Below are 20,976 nucleotides of genomic sequence, written 5' to 3'. Positions count from 1 at the left end.
AAATGGCAAAGGAAGAATTAGAATGTTCGTTTTGTGGTAGAAAAAAGCCAGAAACAAGTTTATTAATTGCAGGTTTAGATGCACATATTTGTGATCGCTGTATAGAGCAAGCGCATGGTATTGTAATAGAGGAATCTAAGGAGAGCGATAGCGAAGATTTATCTGCGGAGCTTATGTTGCGTAAACCACAGCAAATTAAAACGTTCTTAGATGAGTATATTATTGGGCAAGAGTCTACTAAGAAAGTGATGTCTGTAGCAGTATATAACCACTATAAACGTCTATTGCAGCCACCATCAAATGATGATATCGAAATTCAAAAATCGAATATTATTATGGTTGGTGAAACTGGAACAGGTAAAACTTTAATGGCGAAAACAATAGCTAAAATGCTTAATGTGCCTTTAGCTATCGTAGATGCAACAGTATTAACTGAGGCAGGATATGTAGGTGAAGATGTAGAAAGTATATTAACACGTTTGTTACAAGCAGCAGATTACAGTTTAGAGAAAGCCGAAAAAGGTATTGTTTTTATAGATGAGATAGATAAAATTGCTCGTAAAAGTGATAATCCTTCCATAACTCGAGATGTTTCCGGAGAAGGTGTGCAACAAGCATTACTTAAATTATTAGAAGGAACAGTGGTAAATGTGCCGCCAAAGGGAGGTCGTAAACATCCAGATCAAAAATTTATAGAAGTAAATACAGAGAATATTTTATTTATTGCTGGTGGAGCTTTCGATGGTATAAATCGTGTGATCTCTAAAAGATTAAACATGCAAGCCGTTGGTTATAGCGCGTCAATTAGTGATGATGTTGTAGATAACGATAATTTATTACAGTATATTATTCCTAAAGATTTAAAAGACTTTGGTTTAATTCCAGAAATTATTGGAAGATTACCTGTGTTAACCTATATGGATCCCTTAGATGCTGCAACGCTTAGAGCTATTTTAACAGAGCCTAAAAATGCTATTATTAAGCAGTATAAAAAGCTTTTCTCTATGGATGAGATAGAGTTTAGTATAACAGATGGTGCTTTAGATTTTATAGTTGGTAAAGCTATAGAATATAAATTAGGAGCAAGAGGATTGCGTTCTTTATGTGAAGAGATTTTAACAGATGCAATGTTCGAACTACCAGGAAGTGATACTAAGAAAATAAATGTTACTAAGGCTTACGCCGAACAAAAAATATCTAAAAATACTATTAAGAAATTAAAGGCAGTTTCTTAAAAATATAATGACACTATTAATTGAAGCCTACTTTTTTATAAAGTAGGCTTTTTTATTTCTTATAAAATGAAACTATCAAATTTAAAAAATCCTGAAACAGATAGGCTTGTGTTTACAAATACCAACATGGAGGATGTTGCTCATGTTTATGCTTCTAGATCTAGTCCAATTGTTAGAAAATACATTATGCAACCTTTGTATACAAAGGAAGAAGAAGCAGTGGCTCACATTAATAAACTAATGGGTTTCTTAGAGGAAGATAAATCTATTAGTTGGACTTTAATAGATAAGGAATCTAATAAAAAAATTGGAAGTATTTGTTTATGGAATTTTTCTGAAGATAGGAAAACAGCTGAGGTTGGTTACGATTTGTTACCGGACTATTTTAAGAAAGGTTACATGTCTGAGGCTTTACAAGTAGTTATTTGTTTAGGGTTTAAAGATCTTAATTTAAATACAATTGAGGCTTTTACGCATACTGAAAATGAAGACTCAAAGAAACTACTGATTGCAAATGGGTTTGTATTTGAGGAAGAAAGAGAAGATCCAGGTTTTCCAAAAAATAGAATATATACTTTAGAGAAATAAAAAACCACTCATAAAAAATTAGGAGTGGTTTTTCTTGAATATGGATTAACTAATTAATACCTCTTCAATTTGGATATAGTCGAATAATAGCAAAGTGAATTTAACGATAATTATTTGATTTTCAAATAATTATTTTATTTATTATTGTTTTTTTTAATAAATAAAGACTCGTCTTTATATTAATTATTCAATTTTATTAATTCGTCGATATAATCTCGAGTGTTAGATAAGCGTGGTACTTTATGTTGTCCGCCCAATTTGTTGTTTTGTTTCAGCCAATCATAAAATAATTTTGTTCTAGCTATGTTTATTTTTGGCTTATTTAATGTAATGTTATTGTAGCGTTTGGCTTCATAATCCGAATTTAAGGCCTTCAAGGCATTGTCAAACAATTCGTTAAAGTAGTCAATATCTTTTGGAGGTGTTTTAAACTCAATTAACCATTCATGAGCACCTTTTTCTTTGCCTTCCATAAATATTGGAGCAGCAGTATAATCTACAATTTCACTTTTCGTTTTCTTACAAACCTTCTTTAATGCATCTTCTGCATTTTCAATAATTAACTCTTCACCAAAGGCATTAATGTGATGTTTTGTTCTTCCTGAAACCTTTATTCTATAAGGTGAAATAGATGTGAATCTAACAGTGTCACCAATTTTGTAACGCCATAACCCAGCATTTGTAGTGATAATTACTGCGTAATTTTTGCCTTTTTCTACTTCGCTTAATCGAATAACACGTTCGCTAGGCGTACCATGAACGTCCATTGGAATAAACTCATAGAAAATACCATAATCAAGCATTAATAATAACTCACTAGAATGGTTTAAGTCTTGAATAGCAAAAAAACCTTCAGAGGCATTATAGATTTCATAATATTTAAAATCCTTTTTTGGTAAAATATTTTTGTATTGTAGAACATATGGGTTAAAACTAACGCCTCCATGAAAGTAAACTTCTAGATTTGGCCAAACATCAAATAGCGAGTCCTTTTCGGTTTTATCTAGAACATCATTAAGTAAAACTAGCATCCACGAAGGCACGCCTGCTAAACTAGTCACATTTTCATTTATCGTTTCGTTTACAATAGCAGCCATTTTGTTCTCCCAATCGCTCATTAAAGAAACTTTGTTGCTTGGAGTACTGCTAAACTCTGCCCAAAAAGGCATATTATCTATTAATATGGCGCTTAAGTCTCCAAAAGCAGTTCCATTTTCTTTATATAATTCTTTACTTCCGCCTAGTCTTAAACCTTTTCCTGTAAAGAGTTGTGAGTTTTCATTATTATTTAGATACATGCACAATAAATCTTTACTTGCAGCGTAGTGACAATCTTCTAAAGAGTCTTGACTCACCGGTATAAACTTGCTCTTTGCACTAGTTGTACCGCTAGATTTTGCAAACCATTTTATTGGGGAAGGCCAAAATATATTATGCTCTCCTAGTCTAGACCGCTCAAATAAATCTTGGTAGCCTTCGTAGTTTTTTACAGGAACTCTATTGGCAAATTCTGCATAAGTTTTAATAGAAGAATAATCATACTGTTTACCAATCTCAGTGCCTTTAGCTGTTTCAATTAAGTTAAATAATAATTCTTCTTGTACTTCGTTTGGATATTTTAAGAATAAATCGATTTGGTGAAACCGTTTCTTTAAAAACCATGAAGCTATAGAATTTACTAAAGTAATTGGCATATATTTATGGTATATTTAGACACTAAAAATAATACTTTTTTTTATGACTTACCAAGGCGTGCTAACAAAAATGGCAACAGAATTTTCTAGCCCAATTCAATATTATTTAGTTTTCGAAAACGATTTCATTAATATGAATCAATTATTAAATAAAACATTGAAGTTTAAATTTGTTAAGCACCAATGTTTAAACTGTAGTTTAGACAAACCAATCTTTAGACAAGGCTTTTGTAAAAGTTGTTTTTTCGATATGCCTCAAGCAGGAGATTGGATTATGAGACCGGAATTAAGTACTGCGCATTTAGATAAAGAAGATCGCGATTTAGAATACGAAAAAAAAGTACAGTTAAAACCACATATTGTGTATCTAGCGAATTCTAGCAATGTAAAAGTTGGAGTAACTAGAAAAACACAAGTGCCAACACGTTGGATAGATCAAGGTGCCCACGAAGCTATAGAAGTTGTAGAAGTACCTAATCGCTATCTTGCAGGTATTACAGAAGTTGCTTTAAAAGATTATGTAGCAGATAAAACCAACTGGCGAACCATGCTTAAAAACGATGTAGTCGATGAAAGTTTGGTAGAGTGGAAAGACAAGCTAAAACAATACATTCCTGCCGAAGCTCAAGAGTATTTTATAGAAAATAATAATGAAACACATTTAGAGTTTCCTGTACTATCTTATCCTGTTAAACCTAAAAGTCTAAACATTGAAAAAGTAGGTAGTTTTGAAGGTGTTTTAAAAGGTATAAAAGGACAGTATCTTATTTTTGAAGACGATACTGTTTGTAATATTCGAGGTAATGAAGGGAAAGTAGTCAGTATTGAGATTGTTTAAGTTTTTTTTGAAATGGTGTTTAATGAGGAATTTAATAATATAATCAAAAATAGTAGAGACCTAGCTATTCAGTATGAAAGTAGATTTATTTTTTCCTACCACTTTCTCTTAGCATTAAAAGATTCTAAAGGTATTGCTGGAAAAATAATAAAAAGTAATAATTGGGATTTTGGTCCTATTGAAGAGGCTTTGCTCAGAGATGAAGCGACAGAGATTCTTGATAAGTACTTTTTATTAAGAGAGTTTGAGAACTCTATCAAGAATTCAAATTTTTATTCTTGGGTTTATAATCAACATACAGTTAAGCCAGAACATGTTCTTTTTGCAATGCTAGCCGATAAAGATAGCTTAGCGGGAAAACATCTTAGGAGTATTGGGGTTACTTATAGTTCTTTTAAAAAAGACTATCAAATCTTAAAAGAAACTAATACAAAATCGTTTTTTGAGATTTTAGGAAAAAATATATTTTTTGTGACAATAGGTTTTCCTAGATTTATAAAAAAGTGATTTTTAGAATGTTAATATTTGTGTTTTTATATTTGAAAGTTATATAGTCTCCTATGTAAACAAAATCTTTAAACTCATTTGATGATTTAAGACTCAGTTCATTTGTTGTTTGTGTGTCTTTATAGTTGTAATGATGTTTATTCGTAAAGCCAACTAAACGAAATCGTAGGATGATTTAGAATTGGAGTTAAATCGCCATTTAATATTGTTGTATTGCTAAACCTGAAGTCTATTAAGTTAGGGAATTTCTTTAGGAAATCTAAGTTTTCTAAATTCTCACAAGAGCTTAGTCTTAAAACTTTTAGTATTTTTATTTATTAAATTCAGATTTGATTTTAAGTTTTTTTTTTGATTTATTTATTCAAACCATATCGTGTTAAATCTCCAATCCATTCTCAATCTTTATTAAATTGATGCAAACTCAGTAAAAACGAAGTTCATTCTTTAAATATAAATCATCTAAACAGAACAAACCAAAAAAACCTCGCATTCAAAAGAATGCAAGGTTTGTATATTATAAAAGAAAAAGTATGTACTATACGTTTTCTGCGTCTCTTAATCCTTGGATATAAGATGCTTTTTGAATTTGGCGACGACGTGTTACAGATGGCTTAGTAAAGTGTTGACCTTCTCTTAAGTTCTGCATTACTTTAATGTTACGGTGCTTTCTTTTGTAACGTTTTAAAGCTCTTTCTATATTTTCTCCGTCTTTAATTTCTATTCTTAACATATCTTTATATTATGTGTATTCTTAAATTTCAGGTTGCAAATATAAGTTTATCTTTTAATTTAAACAATAGACTTATACAATTTTTATAATTTATTTTAATATTATTTAATTGTGTCTTTTTTCTTCTTGCTTTTTGCAAACAATCCACCTAAAACATCTTTTACGACATTAACAGGTTGTTTAGTCGAATCTGTAGGTGTACTTGGGTTTGTGCTTGGTGTATTTCCGCTTGAGAAAATATCTTTTATAACATCTTTAACAGGAGAGTTAGTTTGAGTGCTAGTACTGTCGTTAGTGGTTTGGTTGCTTCCGTTAATGCCTAGCAGATTTTTAATTTTATCTTTTCCATCGTTAAGGAGTTTTTGCTTCTCAATTTCTATTAACTGAGTTGTTAAGTCTTTTACGCCACTTGTTAAATCGGTTTTTACAGTAGGACTTGTAAACGACCCAGTTAAATTTGCCGTTATAGGAATGCTTATTTTATTAACGTCATTATCGTTTATTTTACCAATAAGTCTATTAACTTCTCCTCCTAAATACTTTGCAGGTACATTAAAAACAACATTGTAATCCATAGATTTATCGAAACCATGATTTCCTGCCACTGTAATACCAACGTCTTTGTAGTTTAGATTAAAAGGTGCGATGTTTACACGGCCATTTTCAAATTTTAAAGCTGTTTTTAAATCTTTTAAATCTAGATTATCGAAATCGATAAAGCTTAATTTACTTGTTAAAGCATCAAATAAAGCCGCATTTTTTGGCTCTACCTTAGTGGTTAGTAATTCGGCTAAAGCACCACCAGAAATAGAGCTCATAAGAGGTGTAAAGTCATCTCCTAAAGTTCCGCTTAGGGTAATCGCACTGTTTAGTTTTCCTTGCAGTACTTTTGCAATAGGCGCTAAGTTTTGAAGCATATCTAAATCTTTAAAAGATTGAGAGATATCAAAATTGCTCATACCTAAATCCATTTTAAAAGTAGGTGTTTTGCTTTTAGTGTTTACTAAGCCAGACATGTTAAGGTTTCCGCCCAATAAATCTGAAGTTACGTTCTGTAGATTAGCAGTTTCGTCCTTAATTAATAATTTACCTTTTACATTAGTAAGCGTTAAATTATCGTAAACCACCGTTTTTGCATCTGCTGTAATTGTACAGTCTAGAAATGCTGGAATTTTAAGAGCATCGTTTGGTTCTGCGCTTTGGTTTACAGGCCTGTCGCTTCCGCCTTCAACCATAAAATCGCTAATTAAAAAGGTGTTTGAGATAACATTAAAATCACCTTTTAGCTTCTTATCGCTTAATAAAAAGCCTAATAGATTATTAATGGTTCCTGTTGCGTTTAAATCTGTTTTTCCAGTTGTAGCTTTAAAATTTTCTAAGGTTACAGTACCTGGTTGAAAGCTAACATTAGCTTGAGATATATTTAATGGATTGACAATGTCTGCAGACGAAAACACGAAATCATTTACACTAATATTACCATTGTTTTTAATACGATCATAAGCATTTGTTTCTATCGCATTCATATCGAAACTAGTGTTAAGCTTTGCTTTAATAATACCGCTAAGTTTATTTTCAAGTTCTATAGGATAGGCCTTAGTAACGTTTGCTAAATTTAAAACACCATCAATATTGGCGTTTACAAGCATGTTTTTGGTAAGGTTCTTTACAACAGCCGAAGATTTAAATTCATCTTCGTCAATTTTAAAATTAAGTGTTTTTAAGTCTAAAAAAGTATCATCCACATTACCAGTAGTATTTTTTATAGCAGCATTAATGCTAATATTTTCAACACGTTTTGGTAAGTCTGGATATTTAAACGATGCGTTATTAGATGCAATGTTGATATCTAAAGTAGGTATAGTTGTTTCAGTTACCAATCCTTTAATCTTTCCATTTACTTTAAAGTTTCCACTAGTTTCAACATTACTAATGTTTTTAGAGTATGTTTTAGGAATAACTGCTAAAAAGTCTTTAAAAGTTGAACCAGGATTTTGGAAAGTAATATCAATATCTTGACCACCTTCAACCAGTTGCAAATAACCTGAGAATTCTAAAGGGAGGTCATTTACCAAACCTTTATTTTCTTTAAAAGTGTATTTGCTGTTTTCTAAATCAAGATCTATTAAAGCATCTAATTTAATGCGGTTGTTACTCAAGTATTCGGTACTATCAATACTTAGTGTAACATTAGCTTCACTTTTTGTATTTAGTTCAGAAACACTTTCAGAAAACGTTCCATTTCCAGAGTGATCCAATTCTGTAACATGAAGTTTTGTATTCGATCCTTCATCTAAATAGGTGAATACACTTTTTGTTATCGCATAATCTTCAATACTTAAAGAGAAATTTCCACTTTCTGTAGTGCTTGCGTCTGTGTTTTCTTTCTCCTTGGCAATGTCGTAATTAGCATCTCCAAATTTGTTTATTTTTAGGTTAACAAGTGCTTCATCTATATAAATAGAATTAACAACAACTGGCCCTTCATCTGCCTTTTTAAAAAGTTCTTTAATAGACATATCGAAGGATAAGGATTTTACGCTCGCTAGCGTTTCATCCTTAAAAGGTTCAAAATTGGTTATTTTAAGAACATCGACTGTAACATTGGCCTGCGGAAAACTACTTAAAAAACTTAAGCTAACATCAGCAAACTCAACATTGGCATTCACGCTATTATTAATAAAGTTACGAACCATGTTCTTTATCTGATTCTGAAAAATAAAGGGCGCAACTAATAAAAGTATAACTATAATTAACAGCGAGATACCTGTGATTTTTAATATTTTCTTCATATTTAAACCCGAGTTAGGGGATAGATTTAGTTTTGTTAAGTTTAGTATTTACGTACAATCTAAGTATTTAGTTGTGTTATCAAAGATTTTAATAAAAGTTTAGCATTTATAATAAAAGGCTAATTTCTTCATTTAATTTTAAAATCAAGGTTTTACTAATAGAAATAAACATACCAATGTAAAAAAAACGTTAGGTTTTACGATTGTTTTTGTTTGCAAGTGTCTTGTAGAGCGCAGTCTAGGTATTTGTAAAAATCTTTCTATAGATTCGTTAATAAGTTCTTGAACTAAATTTAAAGTAAACCATTTACTTTTAGTTATTTTGCCTTCTCGATTAAAAATGGATTCACAAAAAATTTATATATCTCTTGGAAGCAATAAAGGCGACAAATTTAAAAATTTGCAAGCTGCTGTGGATGCTATTCATTTAAAAATTGGAACAGTAAAAATTATATCTAAAATTTTTAAAACTCCTGCTTTGGGTTTTGAGGGAGACGATTTTTTTAATGCCTGTTTATTGGTTGAGAGTTATTTGACACCTAATAAAGTACTTAGAGAGTTGTTAGCGATAGAAACAGACTTAGGTAGAATTAGAACTAGAAAAAAGGGTTATGAATCTAGAATTATAGATTTAGATATCTTATTTATAGACGAGCTGTTGATTGATACTAAGTCTCTTAAAGTGCCGCATCCAGAATTGCACAACCGTAAGTTTGTTTTAGAGCCTTTGCATTCTATTGCATCTAAATATAAGCATCCTGTTTTAGGTAAACAGATTTCTGTTTTGTTAGCCGAATGTGAAGATGAAAGTGCTTTAGAAGCAGTAAGTATTTGGTTGAAAAACCCAAGTAAGCAACACGACTTTTCGAAATACAATTACATTGCAATTGAAGGAAATATTGGAGCGGGAAAAACAAGTTTGGTTACAAAAATAGCTCAAGATTATAATGCTAAACTCATTTTAGAACGTTTTGCAGACAATCCTTTTCTTCCAAAGTTCTATGAAGATGCACAGCGTTACGCTTTTACTTTAGAAATGTCTTTTCTTGCAGATCGGTACCAGCAAATAAGTGACGATTTATCTCAGCTCGATTTGTTTAAGGATTTTATTGTTAGCGATTATGATATTTTTAAGTCGCTAATTTTTTCTAAAATCACACTGCAACCAGACGAGTTTAAGTTATATAGAAAGCTGTTCTACTTAATGTATAAAGATATTGCAAAGCCTCAACTTTACGTTTATTTGTATCAAAACACAGAAAGACTTAAAGAAAACATTAAGAAACGCGGTAGAAAATACGAGCAGAATATAGATAGCGAGTATCTTGATAAAATTAACTCTGGTTATTTAGATTTTTTAAAAAACCAAACAGAACTTAATGTAAAGATAATCGATATCTCAGATCGTGATTTTGTAAAAAACCGTGAAGATTATTTATTTGTTTTAGATGCTATTTGTAAATAGCTAGCAATTAGTTTTTTAACGTAAAAAGTGCTAGAATTTTGTTATTTTGGTTAGAAAGTTTATATTTAGTTTTAAGCCAACAGTCATATGAGAATAATTACACTCTTTTTGTTAGTTTTCCTTTATTTTTCATTTAATGTATTTAGTCAAAACAAACCTATTGATTCAATTATTTCTTCATTAGAGAAAGAGCAATTGCTTTTTGAGAAAATATTTATTCATACAAATAAAACAACTTATTTAAATGAAGATGTCATTTGGTATAAAGTCTATGTTGCTAACAACAATAATAAACCTTCGTCTAAAACGGCATTAGTATATGTTAGTTTGTTTTCTAGAGATGGAAATCTAATTGAAACAAAAAACGTTTATATAAAAGATGGCGTTGGGAATAATCAGTTTGAGCTTAATGAAAATTTAGCTTCTGGCGAGTATTTTATCCAAGCACATACAAATAACATGTTAAATTTTGGAGAGCAAAATAAGTTTATTACCAAAATTACAATTGGTGAAAACGTTCAGAATAAAATAACTTCAAAGGCTATTTACGATATTCAGTTTTTTCCAGAAGGTGGGCGTTTTTTAGAAAATGTTAAAAATACAGTTGGTGTTAAGGTTTTAATAAATGGGAAAGGATGTGATTATAAGGGAAGAATAGTTAATTCCAAAAACGAGGAAGTTGCATTGTTCTCAAGTATGCATTTAGGAATGTCTAAATCGCAATTTAAATACGAGAAAAACGAAAGCTATAAGGCTATAATAGAAGTAAACGATACTATACTAAATAAAGCATTACCAATAGCTAGTAAAACAGGTGTTGCTATTAGTAGAATTGGGAGTAATAAAGACGTCGTTAAGTTTCAATTATTGGCAAGTGATAGCAAAGATTTAAATGATTATGTATTGTTATTTCATCAGAATAATAATATTATAGATCATCTTGAAGTTAATTTTAAAGATTCTAATAAGAAGACTTTTACTTTTAGTAAAGAAGATTTTTTAGAAGGTGTGAATGCTGTCTCTGTTTTAGAAAATAACAAGCCTGTGTTAGAGCGTAAGTTTTTTGTGCGAGGGAAAATTAAAAACGATTTTTTAATAGAAAGATTAAACAAGCTCGAAGACTCAATTATATATAAACTTAAGATGAAAGACGTAACCTCAAAAAGTAATATTAGTCTTTCTGTTTTATCTTCAAATGCTAATTATACAAGCGAAACGGATATTGCTAGTGCAATGTATTTAACGCCTTATGTGAAGGGTTTTATAGAGAAGCCTAGTTTTTATTTTAATAAAGAACATAAAAATCGAGAAGCGTATTTAGATTTGTTATTGTTAACTCAGGGTTGGACACAGTATTCTCAGGATACATTTGTTAATAAACTAAATCCAAAATTAACACATGCTTCCGAAACAGGATTTTCTGTAAAAGGAGAATTAAGTCCGGTGTTAACAAATAATCTAGGTGTGTTTACAACGGGTGGTCAATTAATTACTAGGCAATTTTTAAATAGTCAAACCGCTTTTTCGTTTAATAGTTTAGTAGCTTTTAAAGGGGATTCTGTAAAACTGGCTTTCATAGAAAAAGAGGTTGTGAAAAGGAGGCCAAAAAAAATTAAATTCGATTCTATTTCACCAAAAAACCATAAGCTTAGTTATGTTTTTAGCCATAAGTATGTAAAAGAATTTAAATTATCTGAAAGGAAAAACTTAAATAGTTCTACTGTAGTTTCTAGTTATGATAAACAAGATGGTGTTTATAATTTAGAAACAGTAGATCTAGAAACTAAGAAAAAAAGTCAAGCTTTTTTAGATAGAAAAGCCTTTGATAAAAAGCATAGGAAAGAGGTTTTTAAGATTGGTGCATATTCTTTATTGGAGATACCAGAAAAATTTAAAATGGAAAATTTCACACTTGAGGATTACTTGAAAAAAGACAGAGCTTATGATATACGTAAAACTGTTCAGGGTAGCTTTATTATAAATGGTAGAAGGCTTGTTGTTGTAACAATAGATGGTAGTCCGGTGTTTCCGTTAGATTTTGGTATGCCTCTAGAATCGATAACTAGCATTGATATGAGTTTAATTGAAGATATCGCTTTTCATCCTTTAGTTCTTCCTTATGCAGATGGGCTTGCTATTTTTACAAATAAATTTTACAAAAATGGTACAACAAATAATTTCAGAAACTACGTTTTTAAAGATGGGTATAATAAAGCAAAAAAATATTATGTACCATTATATTCTACAAATTCAGACAAGAAGAATCAAGAAATAGACTGGAAGCCAAATTTAATATCCAATGCAAATGGAGAAGTCGTTTTTAAACTTAAAGATGAATTTTTAGAAAAAGGGCTACTATTTTCCGTTCAAGGTTTTTCAAATCAAGGCCAATTAATTAGTGGCTTTTCTAAATTAGAAAACGCTAAGTTTGACTAAGAAAATAGAATTAGATTTTATTTGTTTTCTCTATCCAAAGGTTTCTGCCAAATAGCTTTTTCTTTAGGGCTTGATGCTGGAGGTAACCCGTTTCTACCTCGAATATGCCATAAAATATATTCTTTTTTATATTCTATCATTCTACCGGCTTCATGTTCTTTGTTAACCAAGCCTTCAACTTCTTTTTTATAATAGTTTGCCGTATGTGTAAATATCATATAAGCTTTAGATCTTTGCACTCCTAATCTTCTATTGTTAGGGAATCCATAGTCCTTTGTTAAGTCTATTAGTAACTTGGTGTTTAGGCTATCGTTAATTTTTAAGATGCTCCAAACGCTATCTATAGATTTTTGGTAAATAGGGTAGGTTAATGAATCTAAATACCGTCTTTTAAAATCTTCAGTTTTAGAGAACGTATTCTTATTAACGTTGTATTTTTTTATCTATAGTATTAAAATGAAGTCTAACGTTCTGGTCTAAATCAAAAATAGAGTCTACCGTTTTGTTTAAATAGGCTTTGTCGGCTACTGTTAGATTGTATTTGTTTTTTGTGCAGCTCGTAATTGTTACAAGTAAAACGGCTAATATTAAAAATTTTATTTTCATATAAATTTAAGCTTTTAAAGTATTTAATTTCGAAAACAAGTCCCAAACTACAACACCGCAACTAACAGAGATGTTAAGAGAATGTTTAGTTCCAAACTGCGGAATTTCAATAACGACATCACTTTTTGAAACCACATCTTGAGCAACGCCTTTAACTTCGTTCCCAAAAACAAGAGCATAAGTTGTATCGGCTTCAGCTTTAAAATCATTTAACATCGTTGCATTTTCCGCTTGTTCTATCGCGCAAATTTTTACATTTTCAGCTTTTAGCTTCTCAATTAATTCAACAGTGTTCTCAACGTGTTCCCAGATTACCGTATCTGTGCTTCCTAATGCTGTTTTGTGAATATCCTTGTGTGGTGGAGTTGCGGTTATGCCACATAGGTAAATTTTTTCTACTAAAAAGGCATCACTTGTTCTAAAAACAGAACCAATATTGTTTAAACTTCTAATATTATCAAGAACAACAATTATAGGTGTTTTGTTGGCTTGTTTAAAGCCATCAACACTTAATCTGTCGAGTTCGCTATTTTTTAGTTTGCGCATAAATCAATCTATTATTGTTGCAAGTTTGCTAAGTCTGCATTATGAGCAGTTGAATTGTAGCAATCTCTTCTAATTAAATTGTGAATAATTAATAAATAACTAAATTAAAATTGATTTCAAAAAAAATCAATATTTAGTTACATTGCAAACTTATATCCAATAACATTCAAAACAAAATTTCTTTGGCAGCAAAAACGAAAAAAGTAACACCGTTAATGAAGCAGTATAATGCTATAAAAGCAAAATATCCAGATGCTTTATTGCTATTTCGTGTTGGAGATTTTTACGAAACTTTTGGAAGCGATGCTATAAAAGCTGCTGGTATTTTGGGGATTACTCTTACCAAAAGAGGAGCAGGAAGCGAAAGTGAAATAGAGCTTGCTGGTTTTCCGCACCACTCTATAAACACCTATTTGCCTAAGCTGGTAAAAGCTGGAGAGCGTGTTGCTATTTGCGATCAGTTAGAGGATCCAAAACAAACAAAGAATATTGTAAAACGTGGTGTTACAGAATTGGTAACGCCTGGTGTTGCATTTAATGATGAGGTTTTACAGTCTAAAACAAACAATTTTTTATGTTCTGTTTACTTCGGGAAAACTACAATTGGAGTTTCGTTTTTAGATATTTCAACTGGTGAGTTTTTAACTAGTCAAGGCAATCAAGAATATATAGATAAATTACTTCAGAATTTTAATCCAAGTGAAGTGTTGGTGTCTAAGCAAAAACGACTTCAGTTTAACGAGAGTTTTGGTAGCGATTTTCATACTTTTAATTTAGAAGATTGGGTATATCAAACCGATTACGCTAACGAAACATTACTTAAGCATTTTAGTACAAAATCGTTAAAAGGTTTTGGGATCGAAGATTTAAACGAAGGGATTATTGCTTCAGGTTCTATTCTTCATTATTTAGCAGAAACGCAACATAATAAATTACAGCATATAACCTCGGTTTCTAGAATAGCCGAAGATGAGTATGTTTGGATGGATCGATTTACTATTAGAAATTTAGAATTATACAATTCTACAAATAATAATGCTGTAACCTTACTTAATGTTATCGATAAGACAAGTTCAGCAATGGGAGGCCGTTTATTAAAACGTTGGTTAGCACTGCCATTAAAGAATGTCGAAAAAATAAAACAACGTCACGAAGTGGTGTCTTTTTTAAAGGGTAATAAAAATGTACATCAAAAAATTCAAGATCACATAAAAAGTATTGGAGATATTGAACGTTTAATATCTAAAGTAGCTACAGGGAAGGTGAGTCCTAGAGAGGTTATTCAACTTAAAAATTCTTTAGAAGCTATAACTCCAATAAAAGAATTGTCATCTAAAAGTGAAAATGAATCTCTAAAAATTATTGGAGATACTTTACAGAGCTGCGATGTGTTGAGAGGTAAAATCAAACAAACACTAAACGAAGAAGCTCCAGTAAATGTTTTAAAAGGAAATAGTATAGCTGAAGGCTTTTCTACCGAATTAGATGAGCTTAGAGGATTATCGACTTCAGGTAAAAACTACTTGGATCAAATGCTTAAAAGAGAAAGTGAACGTACTGGAATCACTTCCTTGAAAATAGCCTCTAACAATGTTTTTGGTTATTATATAGAAGTACGTAATACGCATAAAGATAAGGTTCCAGAAGAATGGATTAGAAAGCAAACCTTAGTAAATGCAGAGCGTTACATTACCGAAGAGTTAAAAGAATACGAAGGTAAAATACTTGGAGCCGAAGAAAGAATATTAGCAATCGAACAACAATTGTTTTCGGAGTTAGTGATTTGGATGCATCAATATATAAAGCCTGTTCAACAAAATGCACACTTAATTGGACAACTAGATTGTTTATGTGGTTTTGCACAATTAGCAAAAGATAATAAATACGTTTATCCTACAATAGACGATTCTCACGATTTAGAAATAAAAGATGGTCGCCATCCAGTAATTGAAAAACAATTACCAATTGGTGAAGCGTATATTGCTAACGACGTGTTTTTAGATAGAACAACGCAGCAAATAATAATGATTACTGGGCCAAACATGTCTGGTAAATCTGCAATACTGCGACAAACAGCTCTAATCGTTCTATTGGCTCAAATAGGAAGTTTTGTGCCTGCAAAAAGTGCAAGAATAGGTTTAGTGGATAAGATCTTTACTAGAGTAGGCGCAAGCGATAATATTTCTATGGGAGAATCTACTTTTATGGTAGAGATGAATGAGACGGCATCAATCCTTAATAATATCTCAGAAAGGAGTTTGGTGCTTTTAGATGAGATAGGAAGAGGAACTAGTACTTATGATGGTATTTCGATTGCTTGGGCAATTAGTGAGTATTTACATGAGCATCCAGCAAAAGCTAAAACGTTATTCGCAACGCATTATCACGAGCTTAATGAAATGACCGAAACATTTGGTCGTATTAAAAATTTCAATGTTTCGGTGAAAGAATTAAAAGACAATGTTCTTTTCTTAAGAAAACTCGTTGAAGGAGGTAGTGAGCATAGTTTTGGAATTCATGTTGCAAAATTAGCAGGTATGCCTCAGCAGGTTTTGCATCGTGCAAATACCATTTTAAAGAAATTAGAACGATCACATTCAAGCGAAGAACTCACAGATAAGGTGAAATCGATAAAAGATGAGATGCAATTAAGTTTTTTTAATTTAGACGACCCATTACTGCTACAAATTAAAGATGAAATACTATCAACTGATATTGATACGCTTACGCCTGTTGAAGCGCTCATGAAATTAAATGAAATTAAGCGTATGCTGGTGAAGACTGAAAAAAAATAAAAAAAATCAAAAGTTTTTACGAAAACGCTTTGGTATTTGTAAAAAAGACTTAAATTTGCAACCGCAATAGCAATATTGTTTGTTCATAAAAACACTGCGAAAGTAGCTCAGGGGTAGAGCATCACCTTGCCAAGGTGGGGGTCGCGAGTTCAAATCTCGTCTTTCGCTCTGAGATATTTTTATTAAAATAATTCCAATGCTGAAGTGGTGGAATTGGTAGACACGTTGGACTTAAAATCCAATGTCCATTAGGACGTACGGGTTCAAGTCCCGTCTTCAGTACAAAAGAAAAGTCGAAACGAAAGTTTCGACTTTTCTGTTTTAAAGACATTTCAGAATCCTCTTTTATGGTAAGCTAAAAGTGATGTTTTTTTTTTTATGAACCTTGATTTTAATTTTAGTCTTCAATAGAATCAACCTCTCAATTGTTATATAGCCTTATGAGAGTAAGAGTCGAAAAACCAATTATATTTTTTTAAATTTTTAAGGTAAGTATTCGATGTAGATAATCATCACTACTGTTGCCAGAACATTGTATTAAGTTATTCTCAATTTAAAGCGTAAAAGGTCTTTTTTTATTGAATTCACAGTTTTTTTAATTTAGAAGATGAAGAAGTATTGTACATTTTCGAAAGCAGGAACTTTTGGGCTTCAGGATGCTTCTTTCGGTGGTGCTAAATCTTGTTTGTGCTAAAAAACGCAATGGTGATGTAAAGAACGACATGGTCTTCTTATTTGATATTAACTTCGCACCAAGCTTTATAGTTGTCTTCTAGTTCTTTTACAATTTCTGGATGCATTTTAGATACGTCGTTACGTTCTCCAGGATCATTTTCTACATCAAATAGCTTAATAGTTAAATCGTCTCTAATTGGAGCTATGTATTGAGTAGATGGTTCGCTCTTCCAATGGTTTTCTTTTGCGTTTGTTATTTTCCATTTACCCTTACGTACTGCCCAAGTTTTTTGCCATTTCCACACCAATAGTCTATCGTCTTTAGCGTCTTCGAAAAGGTCTATTCCGTCAATGTCTTTATCTGTAATAACTGCGCCTCCAGCTTTTGCTAGGGTTGGCAAAATATCTGTTGCAGATACGTATTTAGTTTCTATTCTTCCGGCTTCTACTTTTCCTGGCCAACTTACTGCCATTGGTACTCTTATACCGCCTTCCCAAAGTGAATATTTTCCTCCTGTTAGTGGTGCGTTGTTAGAACCTGTTAATGGAGAGCCTCCATTATCTGATATGAAAACAATCAATGTATTCTTGTCTAATTCTTGTTCTATTAATGCGTCAAGTATGCGTCCAATATTATCATCTAAACAATTTAAGTTGGCTAAGTAGTAGTAGCGTAAATCATTTTTATTTATGGCTCCAATTCTAGAGTATTTGTCATAATAAGCAGAGTATGTTCCTGCATCGTGTTTTTTAAAAGCCATCAAGCTGTCTGGTTCGTAATTTGGGATTTCTTTGACGTTATACTTATCTAAATATTTTTTTGGCACTTCGTGAATTAAATGGTGGACTGCATTATAAGATAGAGTTAAAAAGAAAGGCTTGGTACGTTTTTGTTTTAAAAATGCTATAGATTCATCTGTAAAGATATCTGTTAAATAGCCTTCTTCATAACTTTTCTCACCCATGTTATGCATTAGTGGGCCAAGTAAAGCGCTGGTGCCAAATGGATCTGGCGTGCGGTCTTTAATACTTTGAGAATTTAGCCAATAATCATGTGCGTGAGCAGAAAATCCTAAAAACTCGTCGTAACCATGATTTAATGGGTATTCTCTAACATCATTTTTGTGAAAATTTCTACCTAAATCATTTTTACCAATTTTAGCAGTTGCATAACCAGCTTCTTTTAGATATTCGGCAATTGTCTTAACATTACTTGGTAATCCTGGTCCCCAACTTGCGGGTTTGTCCCATCTAAATTGGTTTTTTCCTGTTATAATTCCTGCTCTCGATGGGCTGCAGACGGGTGCGGTAACATAAGCTTGTGCGTACACAGTTCCAGCTTGTCCAAGTCTGGTGATATTGGGTGTAGAAATGGTTTTGTCGTGATCTTTAAAAGGAGAGAAATCATTATAACCTTGGTCGTCAACTATAATTAGGAGGATGTTAGGTTTTTCTTGAGTTATAGCTATTTCCTTATTATTTTGTGAGTTACAAGAAAGTAGGGTGATTAATAAGAGGATTAATAGCGGTTGTTTCATCTTAATTTATTTTATTTCTAATTAACGATGGTTACTTTAATATCTTTCTCTTTAAGTTTTTTTATAATGGAACTGGAGATGCCTTTGTCGGTAATTATTTCATGTATTTGAGACAGGTCGCATATGCGAGCAAAACTCTTTTTTCCAAACTTTGAAGAATCGGCTAAAACAATAATTTTCTGAGCAGAATTCAGCATTTTTTTGTTCAGTTCAGCTTCTTCTAAATTGGTTGTCGATAAACCATATTCCAAATCAATACCATCAACACCTAAAAATAATTTACTACATGAAATATTCTTTAAGATATATTCAGTGTAATTACCAATAACAGAAGCGGAACTATGTCTAATGTAGCCACCAAGTTGAAGGATTTCAATACTCTTATCGTGAATTAAGTTTAACACAACATGAAGAGAAGATGTAATTACTGTTAATTTGTTTTTTGGTTGAATAAATTTAGATAGTGCTTGAACCGTTGTTCCTGATGCAATTAATATAGAGTCGTTTTCTACAATTCTGCTAGCAGCCATTTGGGCTATGCCATTTTTTTCTTCTACGGAAACCTTCTCCTTATCAATAACAGTACGTTCGTTGATGTAAGGATTTTCTAGAGATGCTCCGCCGTGAGTTCTATGTAATAGTCCTTTTTGTTCTAGAAGTTTTAAGTCTTTTCTAATTGTTACTGCAGATACATCTAAAATCTCACATAGTTCTAAAACTTCGAGGTGTTTTTCTTTAGCAAGCCTATTTAGTATGTCTTCGTGTCTCTTCATATAAACAAATATATAAAAACGAAGCAATATGAAGTGATTATATTCTATAGTTTATTTCGGTTTATCAAAATTTAGTTTCGTTTTGTTTCATTTTGGATTAATTTTAATATATTTGAAACTAATTGTAAAAAATAAAAGAATCAGTGTTCAAAAGAGAAGCCTTAATAAATGAGATAGAAACTCCTAAAAACTGGGATGTTATTATCGTTGGTGGTGGTGCGACAGGATTGGGAGTTGCTTTAGATTGTGCAACGAGAGGATATAAAACATTATTGCTAGAGCAAGTCGATTTTGCAAAAGGAACGTCAAGTAGAAGTACTAAGTTGGTGCATGGAGGTGTTAGGTATTTAGCTCAAGGTAATATTGATCTCGTGCGTGAAGCTTTGTACGAGAGAGGCTTAATGCTTAAAAATGCTTCACATTTAGTGAGTAATCAATCTTTTATTATTCCTAATTATAGATTGTGGGATAATATTTTTTACACGGTTGGATTAAAGGTTTACGATTTTCTTTCAGGGAAATTGAGCTTCGGGAAATCTGTTAGAATAAAGAAATCTGAAACTATATCAAGGTTATCTACTCTAAAGGCGTCTGGTCTAAAAGGAGGAGTGGTATATCATGATGGTCAGTTTGATGATTCTAGGTTAGCCATAAACATTGCGCAAAGTTGCATAGAAAATGGAGCAACTGCTATAAATCATTGTAAAGTTAAAAATCTTTTAAAGGATGAAAAAGGCATAGTTAATGGTGTTGTCGCGATTGATGCAGAAACAAATAAAGAATATGTATTACATGCAAAAACAGTAATTAACGCCACAGGTGTTTTTACCGATGAGGTTTTAAAAATGGATGATATTTCTGCTAAAAACACTATTAGACCAAGTCAAGGTGTTCATTTGGTTTTTGATAAGTCGTTCTTGCCAGGAAACGATGCAATCATGATCCCGAAAACGGATGATGGTCGTGTATTATTCTTGGTGCCATGGCATGATAAAGTAGTTGTAGGAACAACAGATACATTATTAGATAGTCATAGTTTAGAGCCAAAACCATTAGACGAAGAAGTAGATTTTATCCTTGAAACTGCCAATAGGTATCTAAATAAAAAAGCAACTAAGGACGATGTGTTGAGTGTTTTTGCTGGTTTGCGCCCATTAGCGGCTCCAAAAGATAAATCTGAAAAAACTAAAGAAATCTCTAGAAGTCATAAAATTATAGTTTCAGATTCTGAATTAATCACCATCACTGGAGGGAAATGGACTACTTATAGACGTATGGCTCAAGATACTGTAGATAAGATAATTGAATTAAAAAAATTACCTAGCGCGAAGTGCGCAACGAAAGATTTACTTATTCATGGAGCAAATGGTACTGTAGATCGTTCCAACCATTTATATATTTATGGAACGGATAAAAAGAAAATTGAGAAATTAATTGAAGAAAATCCTAGTTTGTCTGAACGCTTGCATCCAAGATTACAATTTACAAAAGCTGAGGTTGTTTTTGCGGTACGACATGAAATGGCAAGAACCATTGAAGATGTTTTAGCAAGACGTGTGAGAGTGCTATTTTTAGATGCTAAAGCTGCTATAGAAATTGCACCAATGGTTGGTGAAATTATTCGTTTGGAGCTAAATGAAACAGACGGTTGGAGAACACAGCAAATATCTGAATTCATAGAAATTTCAGACCAATACGTTTTAAAATAATATACATTTATTCGAAAATTTTCTTCAATAAATTTTAACTAAAACTCAC

The 20,976-nt window shown here is 31.7% G+C and carries 16 protein-coding genes and 2 tRNA genes; 10 read left to right on the top strand and 8 right to left on the bottom strand.

What is annotated here, in order from left to right; translation table 11 throughout:
• The first annotated feature begins 2 nt into the window (after positions 1–2).
• Both clpX and ASC44_RS06795 read left to right on the top strand, forming a co-directional pair.
• On the top strand, positions 3–1,235 hold the full coding sequence (gene clpX, locus ASC44_RS06800; protein WP_055446859.1) for an ATP-dependent Clp protease ATP-binding subunit ClpX: 1,233 nt from the start codon (positions 3–5) through the stop codon (positions 1,233–1,235).
• A gap of 66 nt (positions 1,236–1,301) precedes the next feature.
• Positions 1,302–1,823 carry a GNAT family N-acetyltransferase gene (locus ASC44_RS06795; RefSeq protein WP_055446858.1) on the top strand — a complete coding sequence of 174 codons (522 nt, stop codon included), beginning with the start codon at positions 1,302–1,304 and terminating at the stop codon, positions 1,821–1,823.
• Between the two features lie 179 nt (positions 1,824–2,002).
• Here ASC44_RS06795 and ASC44_RS06790 read toward each other — a convergent pair whose 3' ends face one another.
• Positions 2,003–3,517 (bottom strand): GH3 auxin-responsive promoter family protein, encoded by a 1,515-nt coding sequence (locus ASC44_RS06790; RefSeq protein WP_055446857.1) that lies wholly within the window; start codon positions 3,515–3,517, stop codon positions 2,003–2,005.
• A gap of 43 nt (positions 3,518–3,560) precedes the next feature.
• Here ASC44_RS06790 and ASC44_RS06785 point away from each other — a divergent pair, with 43 nt between their 5' ends.
• Positions 3,561–4,355, top strand: coding sequence for a DUF2797 domain-containing protein (locus ASC44_RS06785; RefSeq protein WP_055446856.1), 795 nt, complete (start codon positions 3,561–3,563; stop codon positions 4,353–4,355).
• Positions 4,356–4,367: 12 nt separating this feature from the next.
• Positions 4,368–4,862 carry a Clp protease N-terminal domain-containing protein gene (locus ASC44_RS06780; protein WP_055446855.1) on the top strand — a complete coding sequence of 165 codons (495 nt, stop codon included), beginning with the start codon at positions 4,368–4,370 and terminating at the stop codon, positions 4,860–4,862.
• A gap of 535 nt (positions 4,863–5,397) precedes the next feature.
• On the opposite strand, the gene rpsU is transcribed toward ASC44_RS06780, so the two are convergent.
• Positions 5,398–5,592 carry a 30S ribosomal protein S21 gene (gene rpsU / locus ASC44_RS06775; RefSeq protein WP_055435594.1) on the bottom strand — a complete coding sequence of 65 codons (195 nt, stop codon included), beginning with the start codon at positions 5,590–5,592 and terminating at the stop codon, positions 5,398–5,400.
• Positions 5,593–5,693: 101 nt separating this feature from the next.
• A complete protein-coding gene (locus ASC44_RS06770; RefSeq protein WP_055446854.1) occupies positions 5,694–8,384 on the bottom strand; it encodes an AsmA family protein in 2,691 nt (896 codons plus the stop codon).
• A gap of 340 nt (positions 8,385–8,724) precedes the next feature.
• Here ASC44_RS06770 and folK point away from each other — a divergent pair, with 340 nt between their 5' ends.
• Entirely contained in the window at positions 8,725–9,849 is a 1,125-nt protein-coding gene (gene folK / locus ASC44_RS06765; RefSeq protein WP_055446853.1) for a 2-amino-4-hydroxy-6-hydroxymethyldihydropteridine diphosphokinase, read from the top strand.
• Positions 9,850–9,936: 87 nt separating this feature from the next.
• Entirely contained in the window at positions 9,937–12,285 is a 2,349-nt protein-coding gene (locus ASC44_RS06760; RefSeq protein WP_055446852.1) for a hypothetical protein, read from the top strand.
• A 17-nt stretch (positions 12,286–12,302) separates the two neighbouring features.
• On the opposite strand, the gene ASC44_RS06755 is transcribed toward ASC44_RS06760, so the two are convergent.
• From ASC44_RS06755 to ASC44_RS06745, 3 genes are all read right to left on the bottom strand, one after another.
• Positions 12,303–12,524 (bottom strand): hypothetical protein, encoded by a 222-nt coding sequence (locus ASC44_RS06755; protein ID WP_161805007.1) that lies wholly within the window; start codon positions 12,522–12,524, stop codon positions 12,303–12,305.
• Between the two features lie 184 nt (positions 12,525–12,708).
• Positions 12,709–12,891 carry a hypothetical protein gene (locus tag ASC44_RS06750; protein ID WP_055446850.1) on the bottom strand — a complete coding sequence of 61 codons (183 nt, stop codon included), beginning with the start codon at positions 12,889–12,891 and terminating at the stop codon, positions 12,709–12,711.
• A 6-nt stretch (positions 12,892–12,897) separates the two neighbouring features.
• Positions 12,898–13,437 (bottom strand): RNA methyltransferase, encoded by a 540-nt coding sequence (locus tag ASC44_RS06745; RefSeq protein ID WP_055446849.1) that lies wholly within the window; start codon positions 13,435–13,437, stop codon positions 12,898–12,900.
• A gap of 182 nt (positions 13,438–13,619) precedes the next feature.
• Between ASC44_RS06745 and mutS the strand changes: the two genes are divergently transcribed.
• The 3 genes from mutS to ASC44_RS06730 all read left to right on the top strand — a co-directional run bounded on the left by mutS (position 13,620) and on the right by ASC44_RS06730 (position 16,514).
• Positions 13,620–16,232: a DNA mismatch repair protein MutS gene (mutS, locus tag ASC44_RS06740; RefSeq protein WP_055446848.1), complete on the top strand. Its 2,613-nt coding sequence runs from the start codon at positions 13,620–13,622 to the stop codon at positions 16,230–16,232.
• A 96-nt stretch (positions 16,233–16,328) separates the two neighbouring features.
• Positions 16,329–16,400, top strand: a tRNA-Gly gene (locus ASC44_RS06735).
• A 30-nt stretch (positions 16,401–16,430) separates the two neighbouring features.
• Positions 16,431–16,514 (top strand) — tRNA-Leu (locus ASC44_RS06730).
• A gap of 449 nt (positions 16,515–16,963) precedes the next feature.
• On the opposite strand, the gene ASC44_RS06725 is transcribed toward ASC44_RS06730, so the two are convergent.
• Both ASC44_RS06725 and ASC44_RS06720 read right to left on the bottom strand, forming a co-directional pair.
• Entirely contained in the window at positions 16,964–18,445 is a 1,482-nt protein-coding gene (locus ASC44_RS06725; protein ID WP_055446847.1) for a sulfatase family protein, read from the bottom strand.
• Between the two features lie 17 nt (positions 18,446–18,462).
• Entirely contained in the window at positions 18,463–19,218 is a 756-nt protein-coding gene (locus ASC44_RS06720; RefSeq protein WP_055446846.1) for a DeoR/GlpR family DNA-binding transcription regulator, read from the bottom strand.
• Between the two features lie 143 nt (positions 19,219–19,361).
• On the opposite strand from ASC44_RS06720, the gene ASC44_RS06715 reads away from it, so the two are divergent.
• Entirely contained in the window at positions 19,362–20,927 is a 1,566-nt protein-coding gene (locus ASC44_RS06715) for a glycerol-3-phosphate dehydrogenase/oxidase (protein ID WP_241491416.1), read from the top strand.
• The last annotated feature ends 49 nt before the right edge of the window (positions 20,928–20,976 follow it).

The sequence above is a fragment of the Lacinutrix mariniflava genome, from assembly GCF_001418015.1.
Lineage (GTDB): Bacteria > Bacteroidota > Bacteroidia > Flavobacteriales > Flavobacteriaceae > Lacinutrix > Lacinutrix mariniflava.
Note: the sequence above shows the minus strand (reverse complement) of the source record. Positions and strands in the feature narration are given on the sequence as shown.